Origin of the sequence: Paraburkholderia sp. GV068 (assembly GCF_003058125.1) — a bacterium.
Taxonomy (GTDB): domain Bacteria; phylum Pseudomonadota; class Gammaproteobacteria; order Burkholderiales; family Burkholderiaceae; genus Paraburkholderia; species Paraburkholderia graminis.
Genome location: NZ_QBUB01000011.1, coordinates 206956 through 232766 on the forward strand (window position 1 = coordinate 206956; position 25811 = coordinate 232766).

Consider the following 25811-nt stretch of genomic DNA (forward strand, 5'->3'; position numbering starts at 1 on the left):
GGCAATCTACAATCAACCGATTTTGCACGATTCGTAAGTTTTTCTTTAGAATCGCAGCATGGCACTTACTCGCGTCACCATCCGTCAATACGAGGCGTTTCTCGCCATTGTCGATCTTCACAGCATCGGCGCGGCGGCCGAACGGCTGGGGCTGACTTCGTCCGCGGTGAGCCAATTGCTCGCGGAACTCGAAGCGGAACTCGGCTTTCGTCTTTTCGACAGGACCACGCGGCGCGTGAATCTCTCGAGCGCGGGTCAGGATTTCCTCGCATCGGCGGAATCGGTGCTGCGCCACGTGCGCGCCGCCGCCCAATCCGCCGACGATATTCGCAACCGCGCGGCCGGCATCGTGCGGATCGGCGCGCCGCTCGTGCTGGCGTCCACCGCGTTGCCCGCGGCGATTGCCGATTACGCGCGCGACAAACCGAAGGTCGTCGTGCGCATTTGCGATACCGTGGTGGAGCAACTGGTCGAGCGCGTGGAAAGCGCGGACGTCGATCTGGCAATCGGGCCGGACAGGCCAAGCGGTGCGCGTGTGCGCCGGGACGCGGCGTTCGCAAGTCCGTGGGTGATGTGGTGCTCGCCGTCGCATCCGCTCTCCGCGCGCAGACGTGTGCAATGGCAGCAGTTGCGCGACGTCCCTATCGTCGCGACCGGCCGCGATCACGAACGGGCGGTCGACCAGATGCTCGCCGATCTCCCCGTCGAGGCGCGCATCGTTCCCGCGGACGTGGTGGACAACGTGACCACCGCTTTCGGTATCGCATCGCGCGGCCTCGCGGTGACGCTCGCGCCGGCTTACGTGGCGCCGCTCGCACGCACCTTCGGTCTGGTGATGAAGCGGATTGTCGAACCGGAGACGATCCGCGAGGTCTGTTTGTACCGCTCGACCGAACGCGCGTTGTCGCCGCCCGCAGCGGGCTTCGCGGATTTTTTGCTGCCGTGGCTCAAGCGCTGGGATCGTGAGACGCAGGCGGATACGCGGGTGAAGCGCGGGTGAAACGCGGTTGGGGCGTGGTTGAAGCGTGGTTCAAGCGGGAAATCAGCCGCGCTGCGGCGTCACGCATAGCGCAAACAGTTGCCGCTGCCCCGAAATGCCGAGCCGCGCGTAAGCGCGCTTCTGATAGGTGACGACGCTCGCGGGCTTCACGCCCATTCGTTCCGCGATCTCAACGGCGCTTGCGCCTTCGAGCGTGCCGCGCAGCACGTCGAGTTCGCGCGGGGTGAGCGCCGGGCAGATTCGTCTGACGCGTGCGAGCATGGTTGCCGCCGGACTCTCTTCATGCTGCGTATGCAGCGCGTAATGCGTTTTTGCCGCCTGCGCGAAGAGCTGCGCGAGGCTTTCGACCCGCTGCAACTCGCTCGTCTCGAAGACGCCGTAAGCGCGATCGCGATACAGGTTGATCGACAGCCACACGCTTTCCATCGGTTGCACGAGCAACGACAGGCGATCCGACACATTGGGCTGCGCGTAACACGCCGCACGATACGCTTCGTTCCCGATCTCGTCGCTTTGCTGCTGATGCAAGACGAGCGCGTCGCGGGAGTGCGGGTTATCGACAATCGCGCGGTTGCCGTCGAGTGCATAAAAATGCGCGGCATAGCGATTCGCGACGTCGCGGAGAAAACGCCCGCCGCGATGGTCGGCGGCGGAAATGGTGCGCGGCCGTGCGTCGAATTCATACGCGAATACGGTGCACTGCGAAACCGGCATCATGTCGCCGACCGTTCTCAGCATGCTGGCGGCGAGCGCGTCGGCGTCGCCGTGCGAAATCGACATGACCAGATCGGCCGCGCGCGCGGTGCTGATCTGTTCGTTTCGGTGAGGCGGGGAAATGCGCCAGGAACGCATGATGGCTTCGGGCTCGCGCGGCATGGATGGGGTGCGTCAAGCGTAGCACAGCGCGTCGCGGCGTGCGTCGGCAGCGGTGTTCATAGCGCATGCCGTCGCGGCAAAAGCACTGCGCGGTTCGTCGCGCGCAGTTCGTCGCGCGCAGTTCGTCCCGATCACCTCCCCGAAAACGACCCGCGTTGCAGCGTGACCATTCGCGGCAACTCGATCGTGAACACCGTGCCGCCGCTTTCGTCCGATTTCACGTCGACCGTACCGCCGTGCATCCGCGCGATTTCATGGACGATATGCAAGCCGAGACCCAGTCCCTCGCGCGAACGCGAGCCGTTGTTGTTGGGCCCGAACGCCTTGAAGAGATGCGGAAAAACCTCGGGTGGAATCACGCCGCGATTCGCCACTTTCAGACGCACGAAATCCGCCGCTTCGCCGTCCACCTCCACGTTCACGTCGCCTGCCGCGCCGTGGTGCAGCGCATTGCTGACGAGATTGGACACCGCCTGCCACACGAGATCCGTATCCCACGCGCCCGCCGTATTGCCGCGGCTCGTGAACAGGATGCGCTTGCCGTTCTCGCGCGAAGCGAATTCGTCGATCACCGACCGGCATAGCGTTGCCAGTTCGATCGAACGAGGCTGCAACGGCAGACGTCCGCCTTGCAGACGCGCGAGGTTGAGCAACTGATCGACCATCCGCGCCATGCGCAGCGAACTGTTTTTAACGCGCGCCGCGACCGTTGCGGATTGCTGATCGGCTGCGGTTCGCATCAGATATTCCGCCGATGCAAGCACTGCCCCAAGCGGCGTGCGCAGATCGTGACTGAGCACCGCCATCAGCATCTCGTTGGCTTCGAGCATCTGACGCGTGGTGACGAGCTGCGCGGCAAGCTGGCGCTTTTGCTGCTCGAGCTGAACGAATACATCCACCTTCGATTGCAGAATGCGCGGATCGAACGGCTTGTAGAGAAAGTCCACAGCGCCCGCTTCGTAGCCGCGAAACGTGCGCGACGCATCCTGCGCGGTGGCCGTCAGGAAGATGATCGGCACATGCGATGTTCGCGGACTGCCGCGCATCAGCGCCGCCAGTTCGAAGCCGTTCATGCCGGGCATGTTGACGTCGAGAATCGCGAGCGCCACCTCGTGCTTGAGCAGCAGATCGAGCGCGGCCGTGCCCGAGTCGGCCACCAGCACGGCCACATCGGGACGCGTCAGCAACGCCTTGAGCGCGGTGATGTTATGGGCGATGTCGTCGACGATAAGAATATTGACGGGTGAGTTCGACATGGCATCGGGTCAGAGAGAGGCCGGCCATGCTGCGAGCCGCCGGGCCATGGTTTCGGGAGAATAGATGTAGTCGGCCGCGCCGCGTTCAATCGCGGTGCGCGGCATCTCGGACGACATGGCGGTGGCCGGGTCCTGCACCCACGCGACGCCGCCCAACGCACGCACGCGCTGCAAGCCATTCACGCCGTCGTCGTTCGCACCGGAGAGCAGCAGCGCCAGCAAATGCTCGCGATACACGTCGGCCGCGGACTCGAACAGCACGTCGATGGAAGGCCGCGAGAAACGCACGGCCGCATCGGTTGAAAGCGCAACGGTCCGGTCCACTTCGACCAGCATGTGATAGCCGGGCGGCGCGACATGCACGCGGCCCGGCATGATCTGCTCGCCCGCGTCCGGTTCGATCACGGGCAACCCGCAACGGTGCGCCAACGCATGCACGAGATAGCTCGGCGGGTCGGGCGGCAGATGCATGACGATCATCACAGCGGGTGCAAAGCTCGCCGGCAGCGCGGCGAGCAGCAAGTTGATGACCTCCATGCCGCCAGCCGAACCGCCGATCACGACGAGTTCGCACGCGCGCGCATCTTGTGCGTCACGCGCTGCGTCGACGTCAGGTTGAGTGATTGAGCGCGGCATCACGTTGGTCTCAGCGCTTCTGGTAAATACGCTCGCCTGGACGGAATTCGTCGAAGGCTTCGTAATGACGGGAAAACCGCAACGTCTCCTTGCTGCCGAGGCCGAGAAAACCGCGCCGTACCAGCGCGTTTTCGAATAGCCCCAACGCGCGGTCCTGCAAGCCGCGATCGAAATAGATCAGCACGTTTCGGCACGAGACGAGGTGTGCTTCGAGAAAGACTTCGTCGGTGGACAGACTGTGGTCGGCGAACACCACGCGGCCTTTGAGCGAGCCGGCGAAACGCGCGCCGCTATACGCCGCGTGGTAGTAGTCCGACAGCGAGCGCGTGCCGCCCGCCGCGAGATAGTTCTGCGTGAAGCCTTGAATGCGGTCCAGCGCGTAAATGCCGGCTTCGGCGCGCGCGAGCGCGTCGGGATTGATGTCGGTCGCGTAGAACAGCGTGCGTTCGGTCAAGCCCTCTTCGTCGAAGAGAATCTTCAGCGACCATAACTCTTCGCCCGTGCTGCAGCCGGCGACCCATACCTTGATCGACGGATACGTGCGAAGACGCGGCAACACATGTTCACGCAGCGCGAGAAAATAGGCAGGATCGCGAAACATATCGCTGACCTGCACGGTGAGATACTGGAACAGCCGCGAAAACTGCTCACTGTCGCGCATGATGCGGTCCTGCAATTGCGACAGCGTGCCGAGCCCGAACTCATCGAGTGCCTGCGACAGGCGGCGGCGCAGCGACGACATCGCGTAGTGGCGAAAATCGTGCTGGTACTTCAGGTAAATAGCCTCCAGCAGCAATTTCAACTCGATGTCGAAATCGCTCATGCGTTGCCGTGCGTCGAATTCTGGCTGGCTCATTCGTTCTTTCCGTGTCGCTATGCTGATCCGTTTGCGGCTAGCGCTGGCGCAGCCACACGCGGCACAGCGCGACGAGCTTGTCCACGTCGATCGGCTTGGACACGTAGTCGTCCGCGCCGGCTTCGAGGCAACGCAGACGATCGTTCGCCATGGCCTTCGCCGTCAGCGCAATGATCGGCAGATGCGCGAAACGCGGATTGCGCCGTATCTCGCCCATCGCGGTCAAGCCGTCCATCTCGGGCATCATGATGTCCATCAGGATCAGGTCTGCTTCAGGGCCGTTTTCCAACGCTTCGAGTGCTTCGCGGCCATTGCGCGCGATTTGCAGCTTCGCGCCGAGCGGCTCGATCACATGCGAAAGCGCAAAGATATTCCGCACGTCGTCTTCGGCAAGCAGGATCGTGCGCCCTTCGAATGCATTGTCGCGCTGCCGCACCGTGCGCAGCATGCGCTGCTGCTCGGGCGCAAGCGACGACTCCACGCTGTGCAGGAACAGCGTGACTTCGTCGAGCAGGCGCTCGGGCGACTTCGCACCCTTGATGATGATGGATTTCGAGTAGCGGCGCAGACGGTGCTCTTCTTCGTCCGACAGCATGCGCCCCGTGTAGACGATCACCGGCAGCGCGGCATGTTCGGCGTTTGCCGCGAGGCGTTCCAGCAAATCGTAGCCGGTGCCGTCCGGCAGCGCGAGGTCGGTCACCACGCAGTCGAACGACGACTTCTCGAGATACTGCAGCGCCTCGGACAACGTTGCAGCGGCAACGATCTCGGTGTTCTCGCTTTGCAGCAGCGCGCGGATGCTTTCGCGCATCGGCGCATCGTCTTCGATCACCAGTACGCGTTTCAGTTGCTGCTGCAAGCGTGCTTCGAGGCGGCGAATCGCGGCTTCCATCGTCGAGCGCGCGGTCGGCTTGAGCGTATAGCCGATTGCGCCGAGATGCAGCGCCTTGTCCGCGTGGTCGGTCGCGGACACGATATGAATCGGAATATGGCGCGTCAGCGGATCGTTCTTCAGCCATTCGAGCACGGTCAGTCCCGAACGGTCCGGCAAGCCCACGTCGAGCAGCACCGCGGCGGGGCGCATGTCGCGCACGAGCGCGAGGCCGCTTGCCGCGTTGCTCGCATGCACGAAGTCGAAGTCGAGTTCGTGCACGAGATCGCGCAGGATTTCAGCAAACGCGAGATCGTCTTCGATCGCGACGATCAGACGGCCCGTGCGCGTGCGGTTGTCGCGGTCGTCGGCGATGGAAGCGATGGACGCCACGCCGCCTTCTGGTGCGCTGACGTGCGCGGCGCTGGCGCCTGCACCATTGGCCCCATTCGCAGACATTGCCGGCATCAATCCGTTAGCGGGCGAGATCACCGCGGGCGCTGCGTCGCTCCACGCTGCACGCGCGAGCAGCGCGTCTTGCGCGTTGCCGTTCGTGGTGGGCACACTCGCGAGCGTTGGCACCGACGAGTCCGCGAGCGCGCTCTCGTTGCCCGCAGTGAGCGCCGCGCGGCCATCGAGCGGCAGCCACAACGTGAACACGCTGCCCTTGCCCACTTCGCTTGCAACGGTGATGCGGCCGCCCAGCAAGCGCGCGAATTCACGCGAAATAGACAGGCCGAGGCCGCTGCCGCCGTACTGGCGACTCGTCGATCCATCGGCCTGCTGGAACGCTTCGAAAATCATCTCGAGCTTGTCGGCGGGAATGCCGATGCCGGAATCGCGCACGTCGATACGCAGCATGTCGTCGTCCGCCGGCGCGACCGACAGCGCGACCTCGCCATGCGCCGTGAACTTGACCGCATTCGACAGCAGATTGCGCAGGATCTGCGTGACACGCTGGCCGTCGCTGACCATCGTATCCGGCACGCCCGGCAAGCGGTCGAATACGAGACTCAGGTGCTTCGCGCCCGCCAATGGCTTGAAGAGTTCTTCGAGCGATTGCAGCGTTGCGTCTATGGAAACCGTCTCCAGTTCGACGTTCACCTGTCCGGCCTCCACTTTCGAAAGATCGAGGATGTCGTTGATCAACACCAGCAAGTCGCTATTCGATGCGTGGATCGTTTCCGCGTAACGCACCTGCTCTTCGGTCAGATTACCGGTGCGGTTCTGTTGCAGCAGCTTGGCAAGAATCAGCGAACTGTTTAGCGGCGTGCGCAGTTCATGCGACATGTTCGCGAGGAACTCGGACTTGTAGCGGCTCGACTGTTCGAGACGCTCCGCGTTTGCCGCAAGATCGTCCTGTGCGCGTAGCAGGTCCGCTTTCTGCCGCTCGAGCCGGTTCGCGTATTCCTCGAGTTGCACGTTGGTCTGTTCGAGTTCCGCTTGTTGCGCTTCGAGACGCGTTTGCGATTCGAGCAGCGCGCGGCCGCGCTCTTCAAGGCCTTCATTCGATACGCGCAGTTCTTCCTGCTGAACCTGCAACTCTTCGTTCAACTGTTGCGTTTCGATTAGCGCATCCTGCAAGCGCTCGCGATAAAGCGCGGCCTCGATGAAGTCGCCCATGCTGTTGCTGACGACTTCGATAAACTCCTGGTCACGCGGCGCGAGTGGCCGAATAAAGCCCAATTCGACCACGCCGTTGACCTCGCCCTCGCTCGCAACCGGCGCGATGATGAGATTCTTCGGCGCGCTTTTTCCGGTTCCCGAGACGACCTGTATGTAGTTCTCGGGCACCTCATGCAACACGACGATGCGACGCGAGAGCGCTGCCTCGCCGATCAGCGTGTCGGCTTCGCCCAGGTCGCGCGCGCTCGCCTGCTCGCTTTCGCGGCTAAAGCCGTAAGTTGCGATGCGGCGCAGCGTGCCTTGCCGCTTGTCGCGCACGTAGAGCGCGCCGACCGCCGCATCCAGGTATTGCGCGAGGCAATCGAGCATCGCGCGGCCGACGAGTTGCGGCGTGGCCTGGCCCACTACTCGCTCGGCAAGCAGGCGCTGCCCCGAGCGCAACCACACCTGTTTTTCCAGTACTTCCGTCTGCTCCTCCTGCTGGCGCAAAGCCTTGTCGTAGATGCCGGCGAGGTTCAGCAGTTCACGGCGGCCCAGCCACGCAAGCAGACCGTTCACGCCGATGCTGAAGAGCAGGAAGACGCTCACCAGTATTCCAGTGACGCGCCGCGACGCTTCGCTGCGCTCCTGGCGCAGGCGCAATTCGACGGCGAGAAAGTCGTCGAACTCTTTACGTATCTCGTCGAATTCCATCTTGCCGCGGCCGCTCGCCACAATGCTCGCGACGTCGCGCATTCTGCGCCGTGCATCGATCATGTCTTCGGCCACGCGGTTCCAGCGCTCCTGAATCGCGGCGACCTGTTTGAGCTTTTCGACTTGCGGCGGGTTGTCGGCGACGAGTGCCTGCAATTCGTCCATTTGCGCCTTGAACTGCGGTCCGCCGTTTTCGTATTGCGCGAGAAAATGCTCGTCGCCGGTGATGAGAAAACCGCGCATCGACGATTCGCGGTCTACTGCGAGACGCAGCATCTGGTTCGCCTTGCCAATCACGCGCTCCGAATGCTCGGCCAGACTCGTGGTGGAAACAAGGTACGCAATGAGCCCGACGAACACGGCTATCGTGATCAGTCCGACTAGCAAGGGCAACGCGATGTTGCGGCGAATGATGCCGCGAAAGTAGTGTTCGTCGACAGCCTGGGATGCGGTCATTTTTTCTATATTCGGCAAGGCGGATCATTGCGATCCGGAATATTTTTCAGGGCTCCGGCGAGATTCATGCGTGGCTATGCAAACGCTTAATCATACAGGACGGGTCTCGTTTTTTGCGTGCGTGAGCGCGCTCTGACTTACTTCGTGAAGACCGCAAGAAGCACGCAACTTTGCTGGACCGGCCGCGGTCAATGATGCGAACAATGCCCGCTTATTCATTCATGCGTTCCTTCTCCTGGCTCAGCCGATGACCGATAAAGCCTTCGCTTCCAACCGCCTTCGTTTGCGCAGCGCGCTCGTTGCGGCGTTCGTGCTGCATGCGTCTTTCGCGACTGCTGCTTTTGCTGCTTCTACTGCCGACGTTGCCCACACGGCGAACGGCATCACGCGCGTCGCGCTGCACGTCGAGCCGCCGTCGCAGGCATCGCCGGTTGTGCCCGTCCCGCCTTCCGGGCAATATCCCGAGCTTTATCGCGACGTCCAGCTCGCTCACCTCTTTCCGGACAGCAAGACGTTCGCCGATATGGTGCCGCTCGCGCCCCCAGAGCAGATCGCCGCCGACTACGCGAGCACGCGGCAGCAGCCCGGCTTCAATCTCGGCGACTTCGTGAAGCGCAATTTCACGCTGCCTGCAAGAGCATCGAAAAGCTACGTGTCCAATCCGAACGAGGACGTGGTGAGCCACATCGATACGCTCTGGCCGGTATTACGCCGCGAGCCGGACTCGACTGCAAGCCGCTGGTCGTCGCTGCTGCCGCTGCCCGATGCGTACATCGTGCCGGGCGACCGCTTCGACGAAATCTATTACTGGGACTCGTACTTCATCATGCTCGGTCTTGAGGCAAGCGGCCGGCATGCGTGGGTCGTCGACGAACTGAAAAATTTCGCAACCCTGATCAATCGATACGGCCATATTCCAAACGGCAACCGCACTTACTATCTGAGCCGCTCGCAACCGCCTTTCTTCGCGCAGATGGTGCGGCTCGTGGCCGAGAAGGACGGCGACGCTGTCTACGCCCAATACCTGCCCGAGCTGCAACGCGAATACGCCTACTGGATGAACGGCAGCGAGGGCCTCGCCGCCGGCCATGCGAACCGCCATGTCGTGCGCCTCGCGGACGGCACGCTGCTCAACCGTTACTGGGACGAGCGCGCAGCGCCACGCGACGAGTCGTATCGCGAAGACGTCGCCACGTCGCAGCAAACGCCGCAACGCAACGCGGAGGACCTGTGGCGCAATCTGCGCGCGGGCGGCGAAACGGGCTGGGACTTCAGCTCGCGCTGGTTCGCCGACGGCAAGACGCTCGCTACCGTCGATGTCACTTCGCTTGTGCCCGTCGATCTGAACTGCCTGCTGGTCGATCTCGAACGCGCGCTTGCGAAGGCGTACCGGATGCGCGGCGACGTCACGCATGCGGAGAACATGGCGCAGCGCGCCGCGAGCCGCGCCGACACCATTCGACGCGTGCTGTGGGACCCGCAATTGCAGGCGTTCGGCGACTACGACTTCGTGCATCGCACGCTCACGCACAGGCTGACCGCGGCCACGGTGTATCCGCTTTATGCGGGCGTCGCGAGCCGGCAGCAGGCGAAGGCCGTCGCAGCGACCGTGCAGCGCCAGTTGCTGCGCCCCGGCGGCCTCGCTACTACACTGGTCGCGAGCGGTCAGCAATGGGATGCGCCAAACGGCTGGGCGCCTCTGCAATATCTCGCGGTGATCGGCCTGCGCCGTTACAGCGAACCCGCGCTCGCGCAAACCGTCGCGACGCGCTGGATCAAGACCAACGTCTCTTACTTTCAGCACACTGGAAAACTCGTCGAAAAATACGATGTGGAAGCGGCCTCGCCCGGCGTGTCCGCGGGTGGCGGCGAATATCCGTTGCAGGATGGATTCGGCTGGACCAACGGCGTATTGCGCGCGTTGCTCGCGCTCTATCCGCAGGCGGTCGGCAGTTCGCGTCCGAGCGATATTGCAGCCGGTCCCGCAGGCGTATCGGAAGCGGCGGCATCCGCCGCTGCAGCGTCGAAAAACACGCATCGGCTGCAAGCGGCGCCGCACGTGAATCCGTAACCGCGCTGGTTGCGTAACCGGTCCGGTTACGCTTCCTGTCGCTTGCACGTTTGTGCGTCACTCAAAACCGGTAGTTGATCGATATGTCCGCAACGCCATTGCCCTTGCGATGCGTGACCGGACTATTCCCCGCACTGCCGACGAGTTGCTGGAACGCGCCGTCGGCGGTAGCGAACCAGTGCTTGTCGAACAGCCACACAGCGCTGATACCGAAGCCCACCGACTTGAAGCCCGCACTCGCGTGATACTGCCGAAACTGCGAATGCGCCGCCTGTTGCTGATTCACGCCGAACCAGCTATTCATATAAGTCGAGTCCGCGAGCGTGACGTTCGGGCCGGCGAACCAGAAGAATTTCTTCGTGCTGCCGGGCATCGGCATATATGCGCCGAGATCGCCGATCCATCCATTCGATCCGCCGAAATAGCGGCGCACGTCCGCGCGCAAGACCAGCGGAAAGTCTTTGGATATGACGTATTCGCCGGACAGCTTGAGCCCCGGCGCGGCATTGATATTGCCCAGACCGTTCAGTTCCTGCGGATCGTCGTGTGCGCGGCGGCCCAGGTCGTAGACCGCTGCGAGGCTCGCGCGCCAGTTCGGGCCTTGCGCGAAGTTGACCCCGAAACCTTCGCCGCTCGATAAGAAGAACAGGTCTTTATAGCGCACGTCGATGCTCGGGCCGGCCATCAGGTGATAGCGGTCCGAGCCTTCGTAGCGCGGCTGAAACGACGCTGCAGCGCCAACGCGCAATTGCCAGTCGGGGATCGTCGGCTGCCACATCTTTTGCAGCGGAATGCCCACCGAGTACTGCCATTCGCCCAATGGCGAAGGCGTTTGCGCGAACGCCGTCCCCGGAAGAGCAGCAACGCCGCCGATGGCGACGGCTACCCAGCAAATTGCCGCGATGCCTGTTTGTTTATTGCGGACCTCGTTGATCCGCTTTCTACGGCTGTTCAACACCAATGCCTCCAATCTCGCGTATCGCGAAGAGGGTTACGTTTGCTCGCTCCAAGCCCAGCGCGTCGGGCGATGAACTCGGGCGACCGCCGCGTTGCTACTCGCGAACATGTAAGTTTTTCAGCAACAGGATGCGTTGCACGGCAAAACCGGTTACTGCGCCAGGTCCGTCTACCGCAATGCACAAGGCTTACTGCTGCGGTATTCGTCGGAACAGACAGAGCGAAAGTTTTGCCGACGGACCTGCTAGTGCAAGATGCGGGCCTACGACGTGGAGGCGCGCCTCCAGCCGCCTCTCTTCACCGCGAGAGAAGCCAATAAAAAAGCGCTGCACGGGCAGCGCTTTTTTCTAAAGCCGATTCAAGGCTCGTTAGGCCCATGACCGGACGACGCCGCGCGCCTCATTGCGCAGCCTGAACAAGCACGGGTTTGTCACTGTACAGATTGGGGAAAAGACGCTTCAAACTGGCGACCTTCGGCAAATCGTAAAGCGCAATGTACCCCGAGTTCGGATGTTGCGTCAGGTAGTTCTGGTGATAGAACTCGGCTGGATAAAAGCCCTTGAACGGTTCCACCTTTGTCACGATGGGTGCCGTGAATGTGTGCGCTTTCTCGAGTTGCGCGATATAGCTCTGCGCGACTCGCCGCTGCGTATCGTTCAATGGGAACACCGCCGACCGGTATTGCGTGCCGCTGTCCGGGCCCTGGCGATTCAATTGCGTCGGGTCGTGAATCACCGAGAAGTACACCTGCAATAACTGGCCGTAGGTGACTTGCGCGGGATCGAACGCGACTTGCACCGATTCAGCGTGGCCGGTCGCGCCGCCGCTCACCGTTTCGTAATGCGCCGTGTCGCGCTGGCCGCCCGAATAGCCGGACACCGCCTGCTTCACGCCGTGCACATGCTGGAATACGCCCTGCACACCCCAGAAGCAGCCGCCCGCGAAGACGGCGGTTTCTTCATGCGCCGACGCGGCGGAGACGGGCTCGTCAAGCGCAGGCGGCGCGATCGGCACCGCGTTTTCCGACGAAAGCGCCATGCGTTGCGCGAGCAACAACGCGAGCGCGCCGAAGCCGATGCCAACGGAAATTCTTGCCACGCGCGAGCGGGAGCGCTTGGTGTCGATACGTTTGTCGATGTTCATGATGTCTGTCCTGTCTGTCCTCATTGCACCTGCATAACGGCGATACCTTTCGGTTCACGCGCGGTTCACGCGGCCCGGCGCGTTTCGCGTGGCTCGAATGGCCCCGAGTATTAGTCGCGCGAGCGCCGCATTAATGACAACCTCCAATAGCATGCGCGTGTTTTTCGCTTCACGCCGGCGAACGCGAACCGTTACAGACGACGTCAAAGCGGAAAACGGGTGGTCGACAGAATCTCCTTGAGCACCATGAACGAGCGGATCTGCCGCACGCCGGGCAAATAGAGCAACTGCTCGGCATGCAGGCGATTGAAGCTGTCGCTGTCGCGCGTGCGGATGGTCATGAAGTAATCGAATTCGCCGGTCACGACATGGCACTCCATGCAGCCCGGCACTTTCTGCGCGGCCTTCTCGAAGTTGGCAAACGATTCGGGCGTGGAGCGATCGAGCACCACGCCGATGATCACGAGCATGCCCGCGCCCGCGGACTTCGGGTCGATCAACGCGACCACGCCGCGAATCAGGCCAGATTCCTTTAGACGTTCGACGCGCCGCAAGCAGGCCGGCGCGCTCAGCTTTACTTTTGCCGCCAGCGCGACGTTCGAGATGGACGCATCCGTTTGCAACTGGCGCAAGATCGCCCGGTCGATGCGGTCAAGCGATTGCAGCGAGTCGCCGGCGGCGGGCGCGGCTGAAGCAGCGCGAACTTTCGTTTTGTTCATTGGCTTTACGGCGAAATAAAATTAAACGGAAGCGGCATCGTCGGTCCCAAAGTTACGCCTGACGCATTTTCTTCGCAAGCTCATTTCCCGGCATTTTTCCTACCATGTGCTGAACGCGGCAACCGCTTGCCCGCGCCGGACCCATCGATCACGGAGATGCCATGAACCTGCAACGCTTCCCCCGCTACCCGCTCACTTTCGGGCCGACGCCCATCCAGCCGCTCAAGCGCCTGAGCGATCATCTGGGCGGCAAAGTGCATCTCTATGCGAAGCGCGAGGACTGCAACAGCGGCTTTGCGTTTGGCGGCAACAAGACGCGCAAGCTCGAGTACCTGATTCCCGAGGCGCTTGCGCAAGGCTGCGACACGCTCGTGTCGATCGGCGGCATTCAGTCGAATCAGACACGCCAGGTCGCCGCGGTTGCCGCGCATCTCGGCATGAAGTGCGTGCTGGTGCAAGAGAACTGGGTCAACTATTCGGATGCGGTGTACGACCGTGTCGGCAATATCCAGATGTCGCGCATACTCGGCGCCGACGTGCGTCTCGTGCCCGACGGCTTCGACATAGGCTTTCGCAAAAGCTGGGAAGATGCGCTCGAAAGCGTGCGCGCCGCCGGTGGCAAGCCGTATGCGATTCCGGCCGGCTGCTCGGACCATCCGCTCGGCGGTCTCGGCTTTGTCGGGTTCGCGGAAGAAGTTCGTGAGCAGGAAGCGGAGCTTGGTTTTCGGTTCGACTATATCGTCGTTTGTTCGGTGACGGGCAGCACGCAGGCCGGCATGGTGGTGGGCTTCGCCGCCGACGGCCGCGCCGAGCGCGTCATCGGCATCGACGCATCGGCCAAGCCCACGCAGACGCGCGAGCAGATCACGAGAATCGCTCGTCAAACAGCGGAGAAAGTGGGCCTCGCGCGTGACATCACCGCTCAGGACGTGGTGCTCGACGAGCGCTTCGGCGGCCCGGAATACGGCTTGCCGAACGCCGGCACGCTGGAGGCAATCCGTTTGTGCGCGCGCCTCGAAGGTGTGCTGACCGATCCTGTGTATGAGGGCAAGTCGATGCACGGCATGATCGACATGGTGCGCAACGGCGAGTTTCCGGAAGGCTCGCGCGTGCTGTATGCGCACCTTGGCGGCGTGCCCGCGTTGAATGGCTACAGCTTTATTTTCCGCGACGGCTGAGTGACGCCTGAGTGTCGATTGAATATTGAGTAATGCCGCGCCTGGCGTTCACGCCGTCAGGCGCTTCTTCAAATGCTTGCGCAGAAAGTCGACGAAAGCGCGAATCGTCAACGAACTCTGCCGATGTTGCGGATAGACCGCATACACGCCCGTCGGGCTCGGCAGAAATTCGTCGAGCACGGTGACGAGCTCACCGCTTCGCAATGCGTCGGCGACGATGAAATCAGGAAGCCGAACTATTCCGAGGCCGGCCACGGCCGCATCGCGAATCAGATCGCCGTTGTTCGCGCGCAGCGGCCCCTGCACTTCGAAGCTTTTCAACGCGCCATCCAGGGCGAACTCCCACGCCACGACACCGCCGTGCCCGTATAGCAGGCATGAATGGCGCGCGAGGTCGGCGGGCGCGGCCGGTGTCCCGCGACGGCGCAGATAGCGCGGACTGCAACACGCGACGAGATTCACATCGAATAATTTCTGCGCAATCAGCGTCGAGTCCGGCAACACGCCGATCCGCACCGCCATGTCGAAGCCCTCGCCGACCACATCGACGGTACGGTCGCTCAACTCCATATCGAAACGCACGTCGCGATGCTCGCGCAGAAAGTCGGCGACGAGCGGCGACAAATGCATCATGCCGAACGACATCGGCGCACTCACCCGCAGCAGGCCGCGCGGCCCCGCGCGCCGCAGCGACATGGCCTGCTCGGCGTCCTCGACCTCGCCGAGAATGCGTTTGGCCCGCTCATAAAATTCCTGGCCCAACTCGGTGACAGCCAGTTTGCGCGTGTTGCGCACGAGCAGCGGCACGCCGAGCGCTTCTTCGAGCGCCATTACGCGGCGGCTGACAAACTGCTTCGACAGCGACAGGCGTTTCGCAGCGGCGGTGAAGTTATGCGCGTCGACAGTCGCGACGAAAATCCGCATGTCATCCAGTTGCATGGCTATTGTCCACTAGAACGAGACGGTGTTTCCGATTAACGGCCGATTATAGCCTCAAGAGTTGACCTACACTCCTGTTCATGGATCGCGGACAACACATCAGTCCCGATCGCCCGCAACGAAAGTTGCATGGACGACGATCACGACGCCAAAGCGTCGGCTCACAGGAGAAAGAGATGCTTGAAATCAGACATGCCAATCAACGCGGCCGCGCGGAGCACGGCTGGCTCAGTTCGCGTCACACCTTTTCGTTCGCGCACTATCACGATCCGAAGCAAAACGGCTTCTCCGACCTGCTCGTGATCAACGACGACCGCGTCGCGCCGGCCCAGGGTTTCGGCAAGCACCCGCATCGCGATATGGAGATTTTCTCGTACGTGCTCGAAGGCGCGCTCGAACATAAGGACACGATGGGCACCGGTTCGGTGATCGTGCCCGGCGACATCCAGTTGATGAGCGCGGGAACCGGCGTGGCGCACAGCGAATACAACCATTCGAAGACGGACCCGGTGCACTTCCTGCAAATCTGGATCGCACCGGCGCAAAAGGGCACCGCGCCGCGCTATCAGCAACAGCATTTCAGCGAGGACGACAAGCGCGGCGTGCTGCGCCTCGTTATGTCACCGGACGGTGCGGACGGTTCGCTGGTGTTGCAACAGGACGCTCGCGTGTATGCCGGCCTGTTCAACGGCGACGAAACGGCGCGGCTCGAACTCGCGAGCAACCGCTACGCCTATGTGCACGTCGCGCGCGGCAGCGTGACGGTGAACGGCGTGGAACTCGGCGAAGGCGACGGCGTGCGCGTGCGCGGCGAGGAAGCGCTGAGCTTCACGCAAGGCCGCGACGCCGAAGTGCTGGTGTTCGATCTGCGCGACATCGAGACGTCGGCGTTGTGGGCCTAAGCGGTCTGACGCGCGATACTCGCTTGCGTCGCTGAGAGCCGCCCGGTTTGCGCCGGGCGGCTTTTTTGCGCCTGTTTTCCCGCGTGTTTTTACGTGTTCAGCGCAGATGCAATAAAAACGGCGGCCCGCGGGCCGCCGTCATTCACTACTTGCTTGCCAGGCGCGATTATCAAACCGTCGCTTCGGCTTCCACCTCGCTAACCGCTTCCGTTTCCTCGCTGTTGCGGATCAGATGATCGAACGCGCTGAGCGATGCCTTCGCGCCCTCACCGACCGCAATCACGATCTGCTTGAACGGCACCGTGGTCACGTCGCCGGCTGCGAACACGCCCGGCACCGACGTCGCGCCGCGTGCATCGACGACGATCTCGCCGTGCTTCGACAACTCGACCGTGCCCTTCAGCCATTCGGTGTTCGGCACGAGACCGATCTGCACGAACACGCCTTCCAGCTCAACCTTCTTCACTTCGCCCGAACGCAGATCCTTGTAGACGAGACCATTGACCTTCTTGCCGTCGCCGGTGATTTCCGTGGTCTGCGCCTGGGTGACGATGGTCACGTTGGCGAGGCTGCGCAGCTTGCGTTGCAGCACTTCATCGGCACGCAAGGTTGCACCGAATTCGAACAGCGTCACTTCGCGCACGATGCCCGCGAGGTCGATGGCCGCTTCCACGCCCGAGTTGCCGCCGCCGATCACCGCGACACGCTTGCCCTTGAAGAGCGGGCCATCGCAGTGCGGGCAGTACGCGACGCCGTGATTGCGGTACTCGCGCTCGCCCGGCACGTTGATTTCGCGCCAGCGCGCGCCCGTCGCGAGAATGATCGTTCTGGCCTTCAGCACCGCGCCATTCGCGAGACGCACTTCGTTGATGCGGCCGGGAATCAGCGCGTCGGCGCGCTGCACGTCCATGATGTCGACTTCATACGTCTTGACGTGCTGCTCGAGCGCGGTGGCGAACTTCGGTCCTTCGGTCTCGGTGACGGACACGAAGTTTTCGATCGCGAGCGTATCGAGCACCTGGCCGCCGAAGCGTTCCGCGACGACGCCCGTCGCGATGCCCTTGCGCGCCGAATAGATCGCCGCAGCCGCGCCAGCCGGCCCGCCGCCGACGATCAGCGTGTCGAACACCGGCTTGTTTTCCAGTGCCTTCGCGGCACGCGCGCCGGCATTCGTGTCGAGCTTCGCGAGGATTTCCTTCACGCCGCTGCGGCCCTGGCCGAACACTTCGCCATTCAGGAACATGGTCGGCACAGCCATGATCTGGCGTGCTTCGACTTCGTTCTGGAACAGCGCGCCGTCGATCGCCACGTGGCGAATGCGCGGGTTGATCAACGCCATCACGTTCAGCGCCTGCACGACTTCCGGGCAGTTCTGGCATGACAGCGAGAAATACGTTTCGAATTGATAGTCGCCGTCGAGACTGCGGATCTGTTCGATCACCGCGTCGTCGAGCTTGACCGGATGGCCGCCGACCTGCAGCAACGCAAGCACGAGCGACGTGAATTCATGCCCCATCGGAATGCCCGCGAAACGGATGCCGATGTCCTTGCCCGGCTCGCCGATCGAGAACGACGGCTTGCGTTCGCTGTCGCCGCGGCGTTCGATGACGGTAACGCGTTCCGACAACGTCGCGATATCGTTCAGCAATGCCAGCAGCTCTTGCGATTTCGCGCTGTCGTCGAGCGACGCGACGATCTCGATAGGGTTACTAACCTTTTCGAGGTACGTTTTCAACTGAGTCTTGAGATTGGCATCAAGCATGGCTATTCGATTCCGTGACGGTGGGTGTTGGATTCCCGGCGCCGCACGCATTCGTGTAAAACGCGTGCGGCCCGGGGACGCGCGAACCGCTGCATGAAGCGATTCGCACGGTGATGCGCCGCGTGGGCGCGACTGCCTGAAGCTTTGAGGCTATGCGCAGCTTTGGAAGCTGCGAGACCTTAGATCTTGCCGATCAGGTCGAGCGACGGCGTGAGCGTTTCTGCGCCCGGCGTCCACTTGGCGGGGCAGACTTCACCCGGATGCGCCGCGATGTATTGCGCAGCCTGCACCTTGCGCAGCAGTTCGCCTGCGTCACGGCCGATGCCGTTGTCGTGCACTTCGCACAGCTTGATCTCGCCTTCCGGGTTGATCACGAAGGTGCCGCGCAGAGCCAGACCTTCTTCTTCGATCAGCACGTCGAAGTTGCGCGAAATTGCCAGGGTCGGGTCGGCGATCATCGGGTACTTGATCTTCTGGATCGTGTCCGACGTGTCGTGCCAGGCCTTGTGCGTGAAGTGCGTATCGGTCGACACGCTGTAGATTTCAACGCCGAGCTTCTGGAAATCGGCGTAGCGATCGGCCAGGTCACCCAGTTCGGTCGGGCAAACAAACGTGAAGTCGGCCGGATAGAAAACGAAAACCGACCACTTGCCCTTCAGGCTTTCTTCAGTGACGGTCACGAATTCGCCGTTGTGATAAGCCTGTGCCTTGAACGGTTTGACTTGACTATTGATGATCGGCATTTGCTGAGTCCTCTTTCTGAGTGGTTGGAAAGTGGAGTCAGTATGTCAGACCACGCTTAATAGGTAAAGTGGATTGTTTTAATTCTTCCGATAGATTGATTCTATCTACTCCGGGGCTTCGGGCTATCATGCGTCGTCGGCTTTGAGCAGCCGCCAGAGTGTGGTGCGGCCTATGCCCAAGGCCCGGCTTGCCGCCGCGCGATTGCCGCCGCACTGCTCGAGCGCCTTCGCGACGTCGTCGCGGGTCGGGGTGATCCGGGGCGCCGCTGGAGCGCTGGCGGCGTCGGCGGCGTGCGCGTTGGGAGCAATACGAAGCGCATCTTTGCCGTTTTCGCGCTGCATCCGGTCGAATTCCGGGAAAAGCGCCAGCAGATCGGGGCCGATGTCACGGTCGAGATCGCCGGCCGCGTCGCCGAGATAAATGGCCGCGCGCGTCAACAGATTTTCCAGTTCGCGCACATTGCCCGGCCACGCGTAGCGCTCGAACAGCGGCGCCAGAAACTGCAGCACCCGCCCGATCGACGCCTCCGACAACCCATATTGGCGCGCCCCGCGGCTTAACAAGTGCCGGGCGAGCGGAACGACATCGGCGCGCCGCTCGCGCAGCGGCGGCAATTCTATCTGAAGCAGATTCAGACGAAAATACAGGTCCGCGCGAAACGCGCCCCGCTCGACGAGCGCATGCAGATCGCGATGCGTGGCGGCGATCACCCGCACGTCGATGGGCGTCGCGCGGCCCGAGCCGAGCTTCATCACCTCGCGTTCCTGCAGCACGCGCAGCAGCCGGCTTTGCAGCGCGGCGGGCATCTCGCCGATTTCGTCGAGGAAAATGGTCCCCGTGTGGGCGATCTCGAACAGCCCCGGCTTGCCGCCGCGCCGCGCGCCGGTGAACGCCCCCTCCTCGTGGCCGAACAGTTCGCTTTCGATCAAGCCTTCCGGCAGCGCCGCGCAATTGAACGCGACGAACGGATTGCCGCGCCGCCGGCTCGCGTTGTGGATGCCCTGCGCGACCAGCTCCTTGCCGGTGCCGCTCTCGCCGGTCAGCAGGACGGTCGCGTCGTGCGCCGCGCCTGCGCGCGCGAGCCGCCGCACGCGTTCGAGCGCCGCGGATTCGCCGACCAGATCGTCCAGCCGATGCCGCGCGACCAGATGCTTCGGCCGCTGGCTCGTGCGCAGCGACCGGTCGATCCGCTGCGCGACGAGCGCGTCCTGCACCGTGACCACGGAGCCGGAACGCGCGCCCTGCTCGAGAATCGGGACGCAATTGACGATCAGCGAACGTTCGCCGATCTGCTCGATGCGCTCGTCGGCGGCGTCGCCGCGTTCCGCTGCTTCGCGCAGCCAGGGGCCGAGCGTGCGGGCGAGTTCGGCGGGCACATCGCGGCCGTGGTTGTTAGCGCGGTGGCGGTCGCCGGTCAGGCCGAGCAGATCGAGCATCGCGGGATTGACGGCCTCAAGCTGGCCGGCGTCGTCGAAAGCGGCCACGCCGTCGCGCAGATGCGCGACGATCGTGTTCAGGCGCACGCGTTTCGATTCCTTCTGCCGGCTCACGCGCGCGAGCTCGACCGAACGCTCGAAGGCTTCCTCGACCGCGCCGAGCGAGTACAGGAACACGCTGTCCAGACCCGCCTGCTGCGCCAGATCGCAAGCCATGCCGGGACCGATGATGACGCGGCAGCCCTCGGCGGCCAGATCGTTGACGGCGGTCCGCACCTCATCGACCGAACGGTAGGCGCGCTGCGTCAGACGAACGTTCAGCCAGCCGCCGAGATCGGCGAGTTCGTGCGAGATGGTTTCGTGCAGCACAAGGCCGATCGGCGCGCCCGGCCGCGCGGCGGTGGCGCGGGTGATCGCGCTCAGCACGTCGAAGCCGTTGACCTTGACCATGACCACCGGCACGCTGAGGTGCTCGCGCAGATAGGCGCCGTTCGAGCCGGCGGCGAGCACGACATCGACGGAACCGGCATCGACGTGCGCCTGGAGCGCTGTGACCGCGGCGCCATAGCCTTCGCGGATCGAGAAAAATCGGGCGCGGCCGGCGTAGCGCGGCGCGATAGTCTCGCAAAGCGACTGCAGGCGGCTAATACTGACGAGGGCGATGCCGGGCCGGCCCGGGTCGGCGTTGACGAAAGTCGGCGTGAACGTGGACAACGGGATGCTCCGATTGCTGCGGCCAAAAGGCGGGATTATGAGCGTTCCGCGAAACGTTTCATGAAACGCCCAGCCATTTTGCCATGAAACGCTGCGTGAGCTGGTCTCACGTGCAAGCGCTTGATTCTGCGTGGAAAACCTGTGGCCCGCCGTCAATGGCATGCATCCTGCATTTCCCGAGTCACCTCAACACACTTCAGACCTTTCCGGAGACACCTCTCATGACCACTTCCGCCACGCGCCGCGCCGCCTTCCGCGCCAAGGTCAACCAACGCCAAGGCCTGCTCGTGCCCGGCGCCTTCAATGCGATGAGCGCCCGCGTGATCGAGGACGCCGGCTTCGAGGCCATCTACATCACCGGCGCGGGCGTCACCAACATGTCGCTCGGCCTGCCCGATCTCGGCTTTATCGGACTCGCCGAAGTCGCCGAGCACACGGCGCGGATTCGCGACGCCGTCGCGCTGCCGCTGATCGTCGACGCGGACACCGGCTTCGGCAACGCGCTGAACGTGCGCCAGACCGTGCGCGTGCTCGAGCGCAGCGGCGCCGACGTGATCCAGTTCGAAGACCAGATCATGCCGAAGAAATGCGGGCACTTTGCGGGCAAGGAAGTGATCGGCGCGAGCGAAATGGCCGGCAAGATCCGCGCGGCCGTCGATGCCCGCGAGGACGGCAATCTGCAGATCATGGCGCGCACCGACGCGGCGGCCGTCCACGGTATCGAGGATGCGATCGAGCGCGGTCATCGCTTCATCGAGGCGGGCGCGGACATTCTCTTCATCGAGGCGACCGAATCGCTCGCGGACATCGAGCGGCTGCCGTCGCTGTTCGACGCGCCGCAGTTGATCAACATCGTGATCGGCGGCAAGACGCCGGTGCAGTCGCGCGAGGCGCTCGGCAAGCTCGGCTACGGCATCGTGCTGTACGCGAACGCGGCGCTGCAAGGCGCGGTGCTCGGCATGCAGCGCGCGCTCGGCAGCCTGCAAACGAATGGCCGCCTCGACGAGGACGCGACGCTGGTCGCGCCGTTCAGCGAGCGCCAGCGTCTCGTGAACAAGCCGTTGTATGACCGGCTGGATCGGGAGTATGCCGCGAAGGATTGAGCGGAGCGCGTCGAAACGTATTCACGTAGCGTGGAGGGCGGCACGCGGGCTGCTGGGTGCTCGCATGCTCGGCGTTCGGCGCTCCCCTCGCGCGCCATCGCCGCAAGCATGCGCATCGTGCTGATGCGCCAGGCTCGATTGCGCTACGATTCAGGGCCGGCGTGCAAAGCCGCGCGAAGCGACGTCAGCGGGACCGGCGAAATCGCGCCCGCCCTGCTGCACAACCGCCAGCCGAGCAACCCGAGGCGGCCGCCGCGAGTCCGCCTCGCACCGGACGGAGCAAACGCGCGCAAACGCCCGCAAAACACGTATTCGCCAGCGAAAGGTAGTCAGAAAAATGAAGCCCATCACATCGCGCATAGCGTCCCCGGCGCCCCCCATTCGCCGCACGCCTGACGAAGCATCCATGCCCACGCTGCCCGGAGCCTTCCAATGAGCGCAGCGAGCGCGCCGCACAAGCACGTCGGCTGGCTGCCGTACATCGTCGCAGCCACGTTTTTCATGGAGTACCTCGACACCACGGTCATCGCGACCGCGTTGCCGCAGATGGCGCACTCGTTCGGCGTCGGCCCTAACAGCGTCAGCCTCGGCATGACGGCCTACATGCTGGCGCTCGCCATCTTCATTCCGGCGAGCGGCTGGATTGCCGACCGCTGCGGCTCGCGCACCGTGTTCTTCAGCGCGATCGGCGTGTTCACCGTGGCCTCGGTGCTGTGCGGACTGTCGCAGAACGTCGCCGAATTCACCGCCGCGCGTCTGCTGCAAGGCATCGGCGGCGCGATGATGGTGCCGGTCGGCCGGCTCATCGTGGTTCGCAGCACCGAAAAAAGCCGCATGATGCAGGCCATTTCGACGATCACCTGGCCCGCTATCGCCGCGCCGGTCGTCGGTCCGCCGATAGGCGGTTTCATCACGACCTACGCGTCGTGGCGCTGGATTTTCCTGCTCAACGTACCGTTCGGTCTCGCGGCGATGGCCGTCGCGCTCGCGATGGTGCCGAACCTGCGCGGCAGCGAACGCAAACCACTCGACCTGGTCGGCCTGCTGCTGAGCGGCACCGCGCTCACGGCAATCCTGTACGGCGCGGAACTGGCGAGCCAGCCGGCCGAGAACCCGTGGATTGCCGGGGCGATCATCGTCGCCGGTTTGCTGGTCGGCGTCGTCGCGTTCCAGCATGCGAAGCGACATCCGCATCCGCTGATCGACGTGTCCACGCTGAAGATCCCGACCTTTTCCGTGACCGTCGTGACGGGCTCCTTCACGCGCATCGGCATTGGCGCCGTGCCTTATCTGATGCCGCTGCTGTTCCAGGTCGGCTTCGGCTTGTCGGCGTTCAAGTCGGGCCTGCTGCTGCTTGCGAGCGCGCTCGGCAATCTCGGCATGAAGGCGTTGACCACGCGCATTCTGCAGCGCTTCGGCTTTCGCATGGTGTCGATCGTCGACGTAACGGTGGCCGGCATCTTCATCATCGCGTGCGGATTGCTGACGCCCGAGGTGCCGCTCGCGCTCGTGCTGATCGTGGTGTTCGTGTATGGCGTCGCGCGCTCGATGCAGTTTTCGACGCTCGCAACGCTCGCCTACGCCGACGTCGCGCAGCCGCAAATGAGCGCGGCCAGCACGCTGTGGAGCGCGGCGGCGCAAATGACGATCGGGCTCGGCATCGCATTCGGCGCAGTGTCGCTGCGCGCAGCCGCGTTTTTCAATGGCGAGACCACGGGCCATGAGACCGCAGGCCTCGTCTTCACGCTCGACGATTTCCGCCTCGCGTTTCTACTCGCCGGCGTGTTGACGTTGCTGTCCGTGATCGGCTACATGGGTCTTGCGCGCGATGCCGGCCAGAGCATCGGCGGCGGTTCGCGTGGAACGGGAGATCCCGCGAAGGGCTGATAAATTTCTGGAGCGTTCAGGAGACTACATGAGCACCGTCACCGATCTGCGAATTTCAAGCGACAAGAACGAACTCGACGTCGAGATGATCTACGCGTTTCTGTCGCAGGAAACGCCGTGGGCGAAGGGCATGCCGCGCGACACGCTCGAACGCGCGATTGCAGGGTCGCTGTGTTTCGGCGGATATCTCGGCGACGATTCTGGCGACTCTCCGAGCAGTAAACAGGTGGCGTTCGCGCGCGTCGTCACGGATCACGCGACTTTTGCGTACCTGTGCGACGTTTTTGTGCTGCCGGAGTATCGCGGCAAAGGTTATGCGCATGCGTTGCTCACGCAACTGTTCGCGAGCGAGTCGTTGCAGGGCCTGCGAAGAATCATGCTCGCGACGACGGACGCGCATCACGTGTATCGGCCCCATGGGTTCAGCGCTTTGTCGAACCCCGAGCTTTTCATGGAAGTGCATAACCCGGACGTTTACCGCAGTGCCTGATCAAGCGAAGGCAACGTGCCTCGGTAACTCCCGAATCAATCACACATACGCCCGTTCGCGCATCCACTTCGTCATGATCCACTTGTCGCCGGCACGCACCGGCGCGCCGCCGTGCAAGGTCAGCGGATCGAGTTGACGTTGGCCGTTCATATAACGGAAATACACTGCACCGCCCTGCTTCGCGGCCACCGACAAACCCGCTTCCGGAAAGATCGTTTCGCCGCCGTCCGGCACATCGTTCAGATAGATGACGAGCGTGGCCACGCGTTGTCCGCCGCGTGCCGTATGCACGGTGCTGCCAGGCTGATCGGGCGGGAAATAGTCGAAATGCGGCCGGTATTCGCCGGTTGGGCCATAGTGGAGAATCTGCAAGCCCTCGCCGTTTTCGACCGGCCAGTTCATCAGGCTCGCGATGCGCTGATCGAGCCGCTCGATGAACGCGTCTTCCCCGCGCTGATACCAGATGCCCTCGCTGGTGCGGTTGCGGATCACGTCTTCCTGGCCGGTCGCCGGATCGACGATGGTCGAGCGTTTCAGCCGATGCCGCGAACGCTCGATCACTTCATTGCATTCTTCCGGCGACAGCACGTTCGCGAACACGATCACCTGCGGACGCTCGCAGCGCATCAACACCTGCACGTCGCGGTCGAACGCGCGGATTGTGTTGCCGCGCGCGACAGGCCCGTCGTCGTACGCATAGGGCGTACGCTGCCCGCCCGGCGCACTCGGCGCCGTTTGCGGCAGCGCGGCTTCAATCCCGCCCGCCGCTACCGGCGACGCCGCTGAACCCGACGCGGCCACGCCGAACGCGTCGAACGCGCCACGCACGGCTTGTGCGGCTGCGTCGGCGGCAAAACCCGTCTGGACCATCGCGTCGATCATCGAATCGATCGTGCAGCCGCGCGCTGCATTCGTGCGCAGCCATTCCTGCCACGCGGCATCCACTACCGGCATACGCGCCTCCGCTGTTGGATAGAACAAGAATAATGCATCGGCGGAAGCCGGCGGTCAGGCGCCATGATCCTGGCGCCGGTAAATCGCGAGCCCTTTTCTCGCTCGCGCGCGGATCGAGCGATGCACGAGCGGCGACCATCCGAGCAGCGCGCCGCGCGCGCCCAACGCCTGGCGCATCCACGCCCACAAGTCGAAACTGTCGCGATGCTCGACGATGAGTCCATCGCGAAACGCAAAGCGCGCTTCGACATGATTCACCACCGGACGCCCCGTCTGACTGAAGACATAGCCCGCGGTCCAATGCGCGCGGCCGCTATGTTCATCGGCTTCGATACTATCGAACGTCAGCGAAAAATCCTGCGCGCGCGTGACCAGCATGCGCCACATGTCGCGCACTTCGTCGCCGCGCAATTCGCCGAACGCCGGGTCGCTGAAGACGACGTCATCGGCATAGCAGGCAATCATGGTGGCGGCGTCGCGCCGCTGGAACGCCGTATAGAAGCGCTCGATCAGTTCGGTGTTGGGATGGCTCATTTGTTGTG

At 63.3% G+C, this 25811-nt stretch carries 21 protein-coding genes; 7 read left to right on the forward strand and 14 right to left on the reverse strand.

What is annotated here, in order from left to right:
• Positions 1-58: 58 nt before the first annotated feature.
• A complete protein-coding gene (locus C8K18_RS22390; protein WP_029970546.1) occupies positions 59-1000 on the forward strand; it encodes a LysR family transcriptional regulator in 942 nt (313 codons plus the stop codon).
• A gap of 42 nt (positions 1001-1042) precedes the next feature.
• Here C8K18_RS22390 and C8K18_RS22395 read toward each other — a convergent pair whose 3' ends face one another.
• From C8K18_RS22395 to C8K18_RS22415, 5 genes are all read right to left on the reverse strand, one after another.
• Positions 1043-1852 (reverse strand): LuxR C-terminal-related transcriptional regulator, encoded by an 810-nt coding sequence (locus C8K18_RS22395; protein ID WP_044020182.1) that lies wholly within the window; start codon positions 1850-1852, stop codon positions 1043-1045.
• A gap of 155 nt (positions 1853-2007) precedes the next feature.
• Positions 2008-3132, reverse strand: coding sequence for a hybrid sensor histidine kinase/response regulator (locus tag C8K18_RS22400; RefSeq protein ID WP_006046997.1), 1125 nt, complete (start codon positions 3130-3132; stop codon positions 2008-2010).
• 9 nt (positions 3133-3141) lie between these two features.
• Positions 3142-3768, reverse strand: a complete 627-nt coding sequence (locus C8K18_RS22405; RefSeq protein WP_006046996.1) for a chemotaxis protein CheB — start codon at positions 3766-3768, stop codon at positions 3142-3144.
• Positions 3769-3778: 10 nt separating this feature from the next.
• Entirely contained in the window at positions 3779-4624 is an 846-nt protein-coding gene (locus tag C8K18_RS22410) for a protein-glutamate O-methyltransferase CheR (RefSeq protein WP_006046995.1), read from the reverse strand.
• 37 nt (positions 4625-4661) lie between these two features.
• Positions 4662-8270, reverse strand: coding sequence for a response regulator (locus C8K18_RS22415; protein ID WP_006046994.1), 3609 nt, complete (start codon positions 8268-8270; stop codon positions 4662-4664).
• Positions 8271-8517: 247 nt separating this feature from the next.
• Between C8K18_RS22415 and treF the strand changes: the two genes are divergently transcribed.
• Entirely contained in the window at positions 8518-10341 is a 1824-nt protein-coding gene (gene treF, locus C8K18_RS22420; protein ID WP_107709863.1) for an alpha,alpha-trehalase TreF, read from the forward strand.
• Positions 10342-10402: 61 nt separating this feature from the next.
• On the opposite strand, the gene C8K18_RS22425 is transcribed toward treF, so the two are convergent.
• The 3 genes from C8K18_RS22425 to C8K18_RS22435 form a co-directional block, all read right to left on the reverse strand.
• Positions 10403-11299 (reverse strand): MipA/OmpV family protein, encoded by an 897-nt coding sequence (locus C8K18_RS22425; RefSeq protein WP_107709864.1) that lies wholly within the window; start codon positions 11297-11299, stop codon positions 10403-10405.
• A 398-nt stretch (positions 11300-11697) separates the two neighbouring features.
• Positions 11698-12441, reverse strand: a complete 744-nt coding sequence (msrA, locus tag C8K18_RS22430; protein WP_107709866.1) for a peptide-methionine (S)-S-oxide reductase MsrA — start codon at positions 12439-12441, stop codon at positions 11698-11700.
• A gap of 203 nt (positions 12442-12644) precedes the next feature.
• Positions 12645-13160 carry an Lrp/AsnC family transcriptional regulator gene (locus C8K18_RS22435; RefSeq protein WP_029970535.1) on the reverse strand — a complete coding sequence of 172 codons (516 nt, stop codon included), beginning with the start codon at positions 13158-13160 and terminating at the stop codon, positions 12645-12647.
• Positions 13161-13321: 161 nt separating this feature from the next.
• On the opposite strand from C8K18_RS22435, the gene C8K18_RS22440 reads away from it, so the two are divergent.
• The gene (locus tag C8K18_RS22440) at positions 13322-14338 is read left to right on the forward strand and encodes a 1-aminocyclopropane-1-carboxylate deaminase (protein WP_107709868.1); all 1017 of its coding nucleotides are present in this window, start codon (positions 13322-13324) and stop codon (positions 14336-14338) included.
• Positions 14339-14386: 48 nt separating this feature from the next.
• Here the strand turns inward: C8K18_RS22440 and C8K18_RS22445 are convergent, their stop codons facing one another.
• Positions 14387-15277, reverse strand: a complete 891-nt coding sequence (locus tag C8K18_RS22445) for a LysR family transcriptional regulator (protein WP_107709869.1) — start codon at positions 15275-15277, stop codon at positions 14387-14389.
• A gap of 176 nt (positions 15278-15453) precedes the next feature.
• On the opposite strand from C8K18_RS22445, the gene C8K18_RS22450 reads away from it, so the two are divergent.
• Complete coding sequence (locus C8K18_RS22450; protein WP_029970532.1) at positions 15454-16179, forward strand: pirin family protein; 726 nt, start codon at positions 15454-15456, stop codon at positions 16177-16179.
• Between the two features lie 169 nt (positions 16180-16348).
• Here the strand turns inward: C8K18_RS22450 and ahpF are convergent, their stop codons facing one another.
• From ahpF to prpR, 3 genes are all read right to left on the reverse strand, one after another.
• Positions 16349-17941 (reverse strand): alkyl hydroperoxide reductase subunit F, encoded by a 1593-nt coding sequence (gene ahpF, locus C8K18_RS22455; protein ID WP_107709871.1) that lies wholly within the window; start codon positions 17939-17941, stop codon positions 16349-16351.
• A gap of 179 nt (positions 17942-18120) precedes the next feature.
• Positions 18121-18684, reverse strand: coding sequence for an alkyl hydroperoxide reductase subunit C (gene ahpC, locus C8K18_RS22460; protein WP_006046984.1), 564 nt, complete (start codon positions 18682-18684; stop codon positions 18121-18123).
• A 126-nt stretch (positions 18685-18810) separates the two neighbouring features.
• Positions 18811-20835 (reverse strand): propionate catabolism operon regulatory protein PrpR, encoded by a 2025-nt coding sequence (gene prpR, locus C8K18_RS22465; protein ID WP_107709921.1) that lies wholly within the window; start codon positions 20833-20835, stop codon positions 18811-18813.
• A 221-nt stretch (positions 20836-21056) separates the two neighbouring features.
• Between prpR and C8K18_RS22470 the strand changes: the two genes are divergently transcribed.
• The 3 genes from C8K18_RS22470 to C8K18_RS22480 all read left to right on the forward strand — a co-directional run bounded on the left by C8K18_RS22470 (position 21057) and on the right by C8K18_RS22480 (position 24315).
• The gene (locus C8K18_RS22470; protein ID WP_107709873.1) at positions 21057-21938 is read left to right on the forward strand and encodes an oxaloacetate decarboxylase; all 882 of its coding nucleotides are present in this window, start codon (positions 21057-21059) and stop codon (positions 21936-21938) included.
• Positions 21939-22370: 432 nt separating this feature from the next.
• Entirely contained in the window at positions 22371-23825 is a 1455-nt protein-coding gene (locus C8K18_RS22475; protein WP_107709875.1) for an MFS transporter, read from the forward strand.
• A 28-nt stretch (positions 23826-23853) separates the two neighbouring features.
• The gene (locus C8K18_RS22480) at positions 23854-24315 is read left to right on the forward strand and encodes a GNAT family N-acetyltransferase (RefSeq protein ID WP_107709878.1); all 462 of its coding nucleotides are present in this window, start codon (positions 23854-23856) and stop codon (positions 24313-24315) included.
• A gap of 39 nt (positions 24316-24354) precedes the next feature.
• Here the strand turns inward: C8K18_RS22480 and C8K18_RS22485 are convergent, their stop codons facing one another.
• Together C8K18_RS22485 and C8K18_RS22490 are read right to left on the reverse strand one after the other, a co-directional pair.
• A complete protein-coding gene (locus tag C8K18_RS22485; protein WP_107709880.1) occupies positions 24355-25269 on the reverse strand; it encodes a 2OG-Fe(II) oxygenase in 915 nt (304 codons plus the stop codon).
• A 54-nt stretch (positions 25270-25323) separates the two neighbouring features.
• Complete coding sequence (locus C8K18_RS22490) at positions 25324-25803, reverse strand: nuclear transport factor 2 family protein (RefSeq protein WP_006046978.1); 480 nt, start codon at positions 25801-25803, stop codon at positions 25324-25326.
• Between the last annotated feature and the right edge of the window lie 8 nt (positions 25804-25811).

Excerpts from the sequence above, each read along its gene's own strand:
- C8K18_RS22415 (WP_006046994.1), bottom strand. The coding sequence starts at position 8,270 with ATGACCGCATCCCAGGCTGTCGACGAACACTACTTTCGCGGCATCATT.
- C8K18_RS22390 (WP_029970546.1), top strand. The coding sequence starts at position 59 with ATGGCACTTACTCGCGTCACCATCCGTCAATACGAGGCGTTTCTCGCC.
- C8K18_RS22470 (WP_107709873.1), top strand. The coding sequence starts at position 21,057 with ATGACCACTTCCGCCACGCGCCGCGCCGCCTTCCGCGCCAAGGTCAAC.
- C8K18_RS22480 (WP_107709878.1), top strand. The coding sequence starts at position 23,854 with ATGAGCACCGTCACCGATCTGCGAATTTCAAGCGACAAGAACGAACTC.
- msrA (WP_107709866.1), bottom strand. The coding sequence starts at position 12,441 with ATGAACATCGACAAACGTATCGACACCAAGCGCTCCCGCTCGCGCGTG.
- C8K18_RS22440 (WP_107709868.1), top strand. The coding sequence starts at position 13,322 with ATGAACCTGCAACGCTTCCCCCGCTACCCGCTCACTTTCGGGCCGACG.
- C8K18_RS22445 (WP_107709869.1), bottom strand. The coding sequence starts at position 15,277 with ATGCAACTGGATGACATGCGGATTTTCGTCGCGACTGTCGACGCGCAT.
- C8K18_RS22490 (WP_006046978.1), bottom strand. The coding sequence starts at position 25,803 with ATGAGCCATCCCAACACCGAACTGATCGAGCGCTTCTATACGGCGTTC.
- treF (WP_107709863.1), top strand. The coding sequence starts at position 8,518 with ATGACCGATAAAGCCTTCGCTTCCAACCGCCTTCGTTTGCGCAGCGCG.
- C8K18_RS22485 (WP_107709880.1), bottom strand. The coding sequence starts at position 25,269 with ATGCCGGTAGTGGATGCCGCGTGGCAGGAATGGCTGCGCACGAATGCA.
- C8K18_RS22400 (WP_006046997.1), bottom strand. The coding sequence starts at position 3,132 with ATGTCGAACTCACCCGTCAATATTCTTATCGTCGACGACATCGCCCAT.
- C8K18_RS22405 (WP_006046996.1), bottom strand. The coding sequence starts at position 3,768 with ATGCCGCGCTCAATCACTCAACCTGACGTCGACGCAGCGCGTGACGCA.
- C8K18_RS22475 (WP_107709875.1), top strand. The coding sequence starts at position 22,371 with ATGAGCGCAGCGAGCGCGCCGCACAAGCACGTCGGCTGGCTGCCGTAC.
- C8K18_RS22450 (WP_029970532.1), top strand. The coding sequence starts at position 15,454 with ATGCTTGAAATCAGACATGCCAATCAACGCGGCCGCGCGGAGCACGGC.
- C8K18_RS22435 (WP_029970535.1), bottom strand. The coding sequence starts at position 13,160 with ATGAACAAAACGAAAGTTCGCGCTGCTTCAGCCGCGCCCGCCGCCGGC.
- ahpF (WP_107709871.1), bottom strand. The coding sequence starts at position 17,941 with ATGCTTGATGCCAATCTCAAGACTCAGTTGAAAACGTACCTCGAAAAG.
- C8K18_RS22395 (WP_044020182.1), bottom strand. The coding sequence starts at position 1,852 with ATGCGTTCCTGGCGCATTTCCCCGCCTCACCGAAACGAACAGATCAGC.
- ahpC (WP_006046984.1), bottom strand. The coding sequence starts at position 18,684 with ATGCCGATCATCAATAGTCAAGTCAAACCGTTCAAGGCACAGGCTTAT.
- C8K18_RS22410 (WP_006046995.1), bottom strand. The coding sequence starts at position 4,624 with ATGAGCCAGCCAGAATTCGACGCACGGCAACGCATGAGCGATTTCGAC.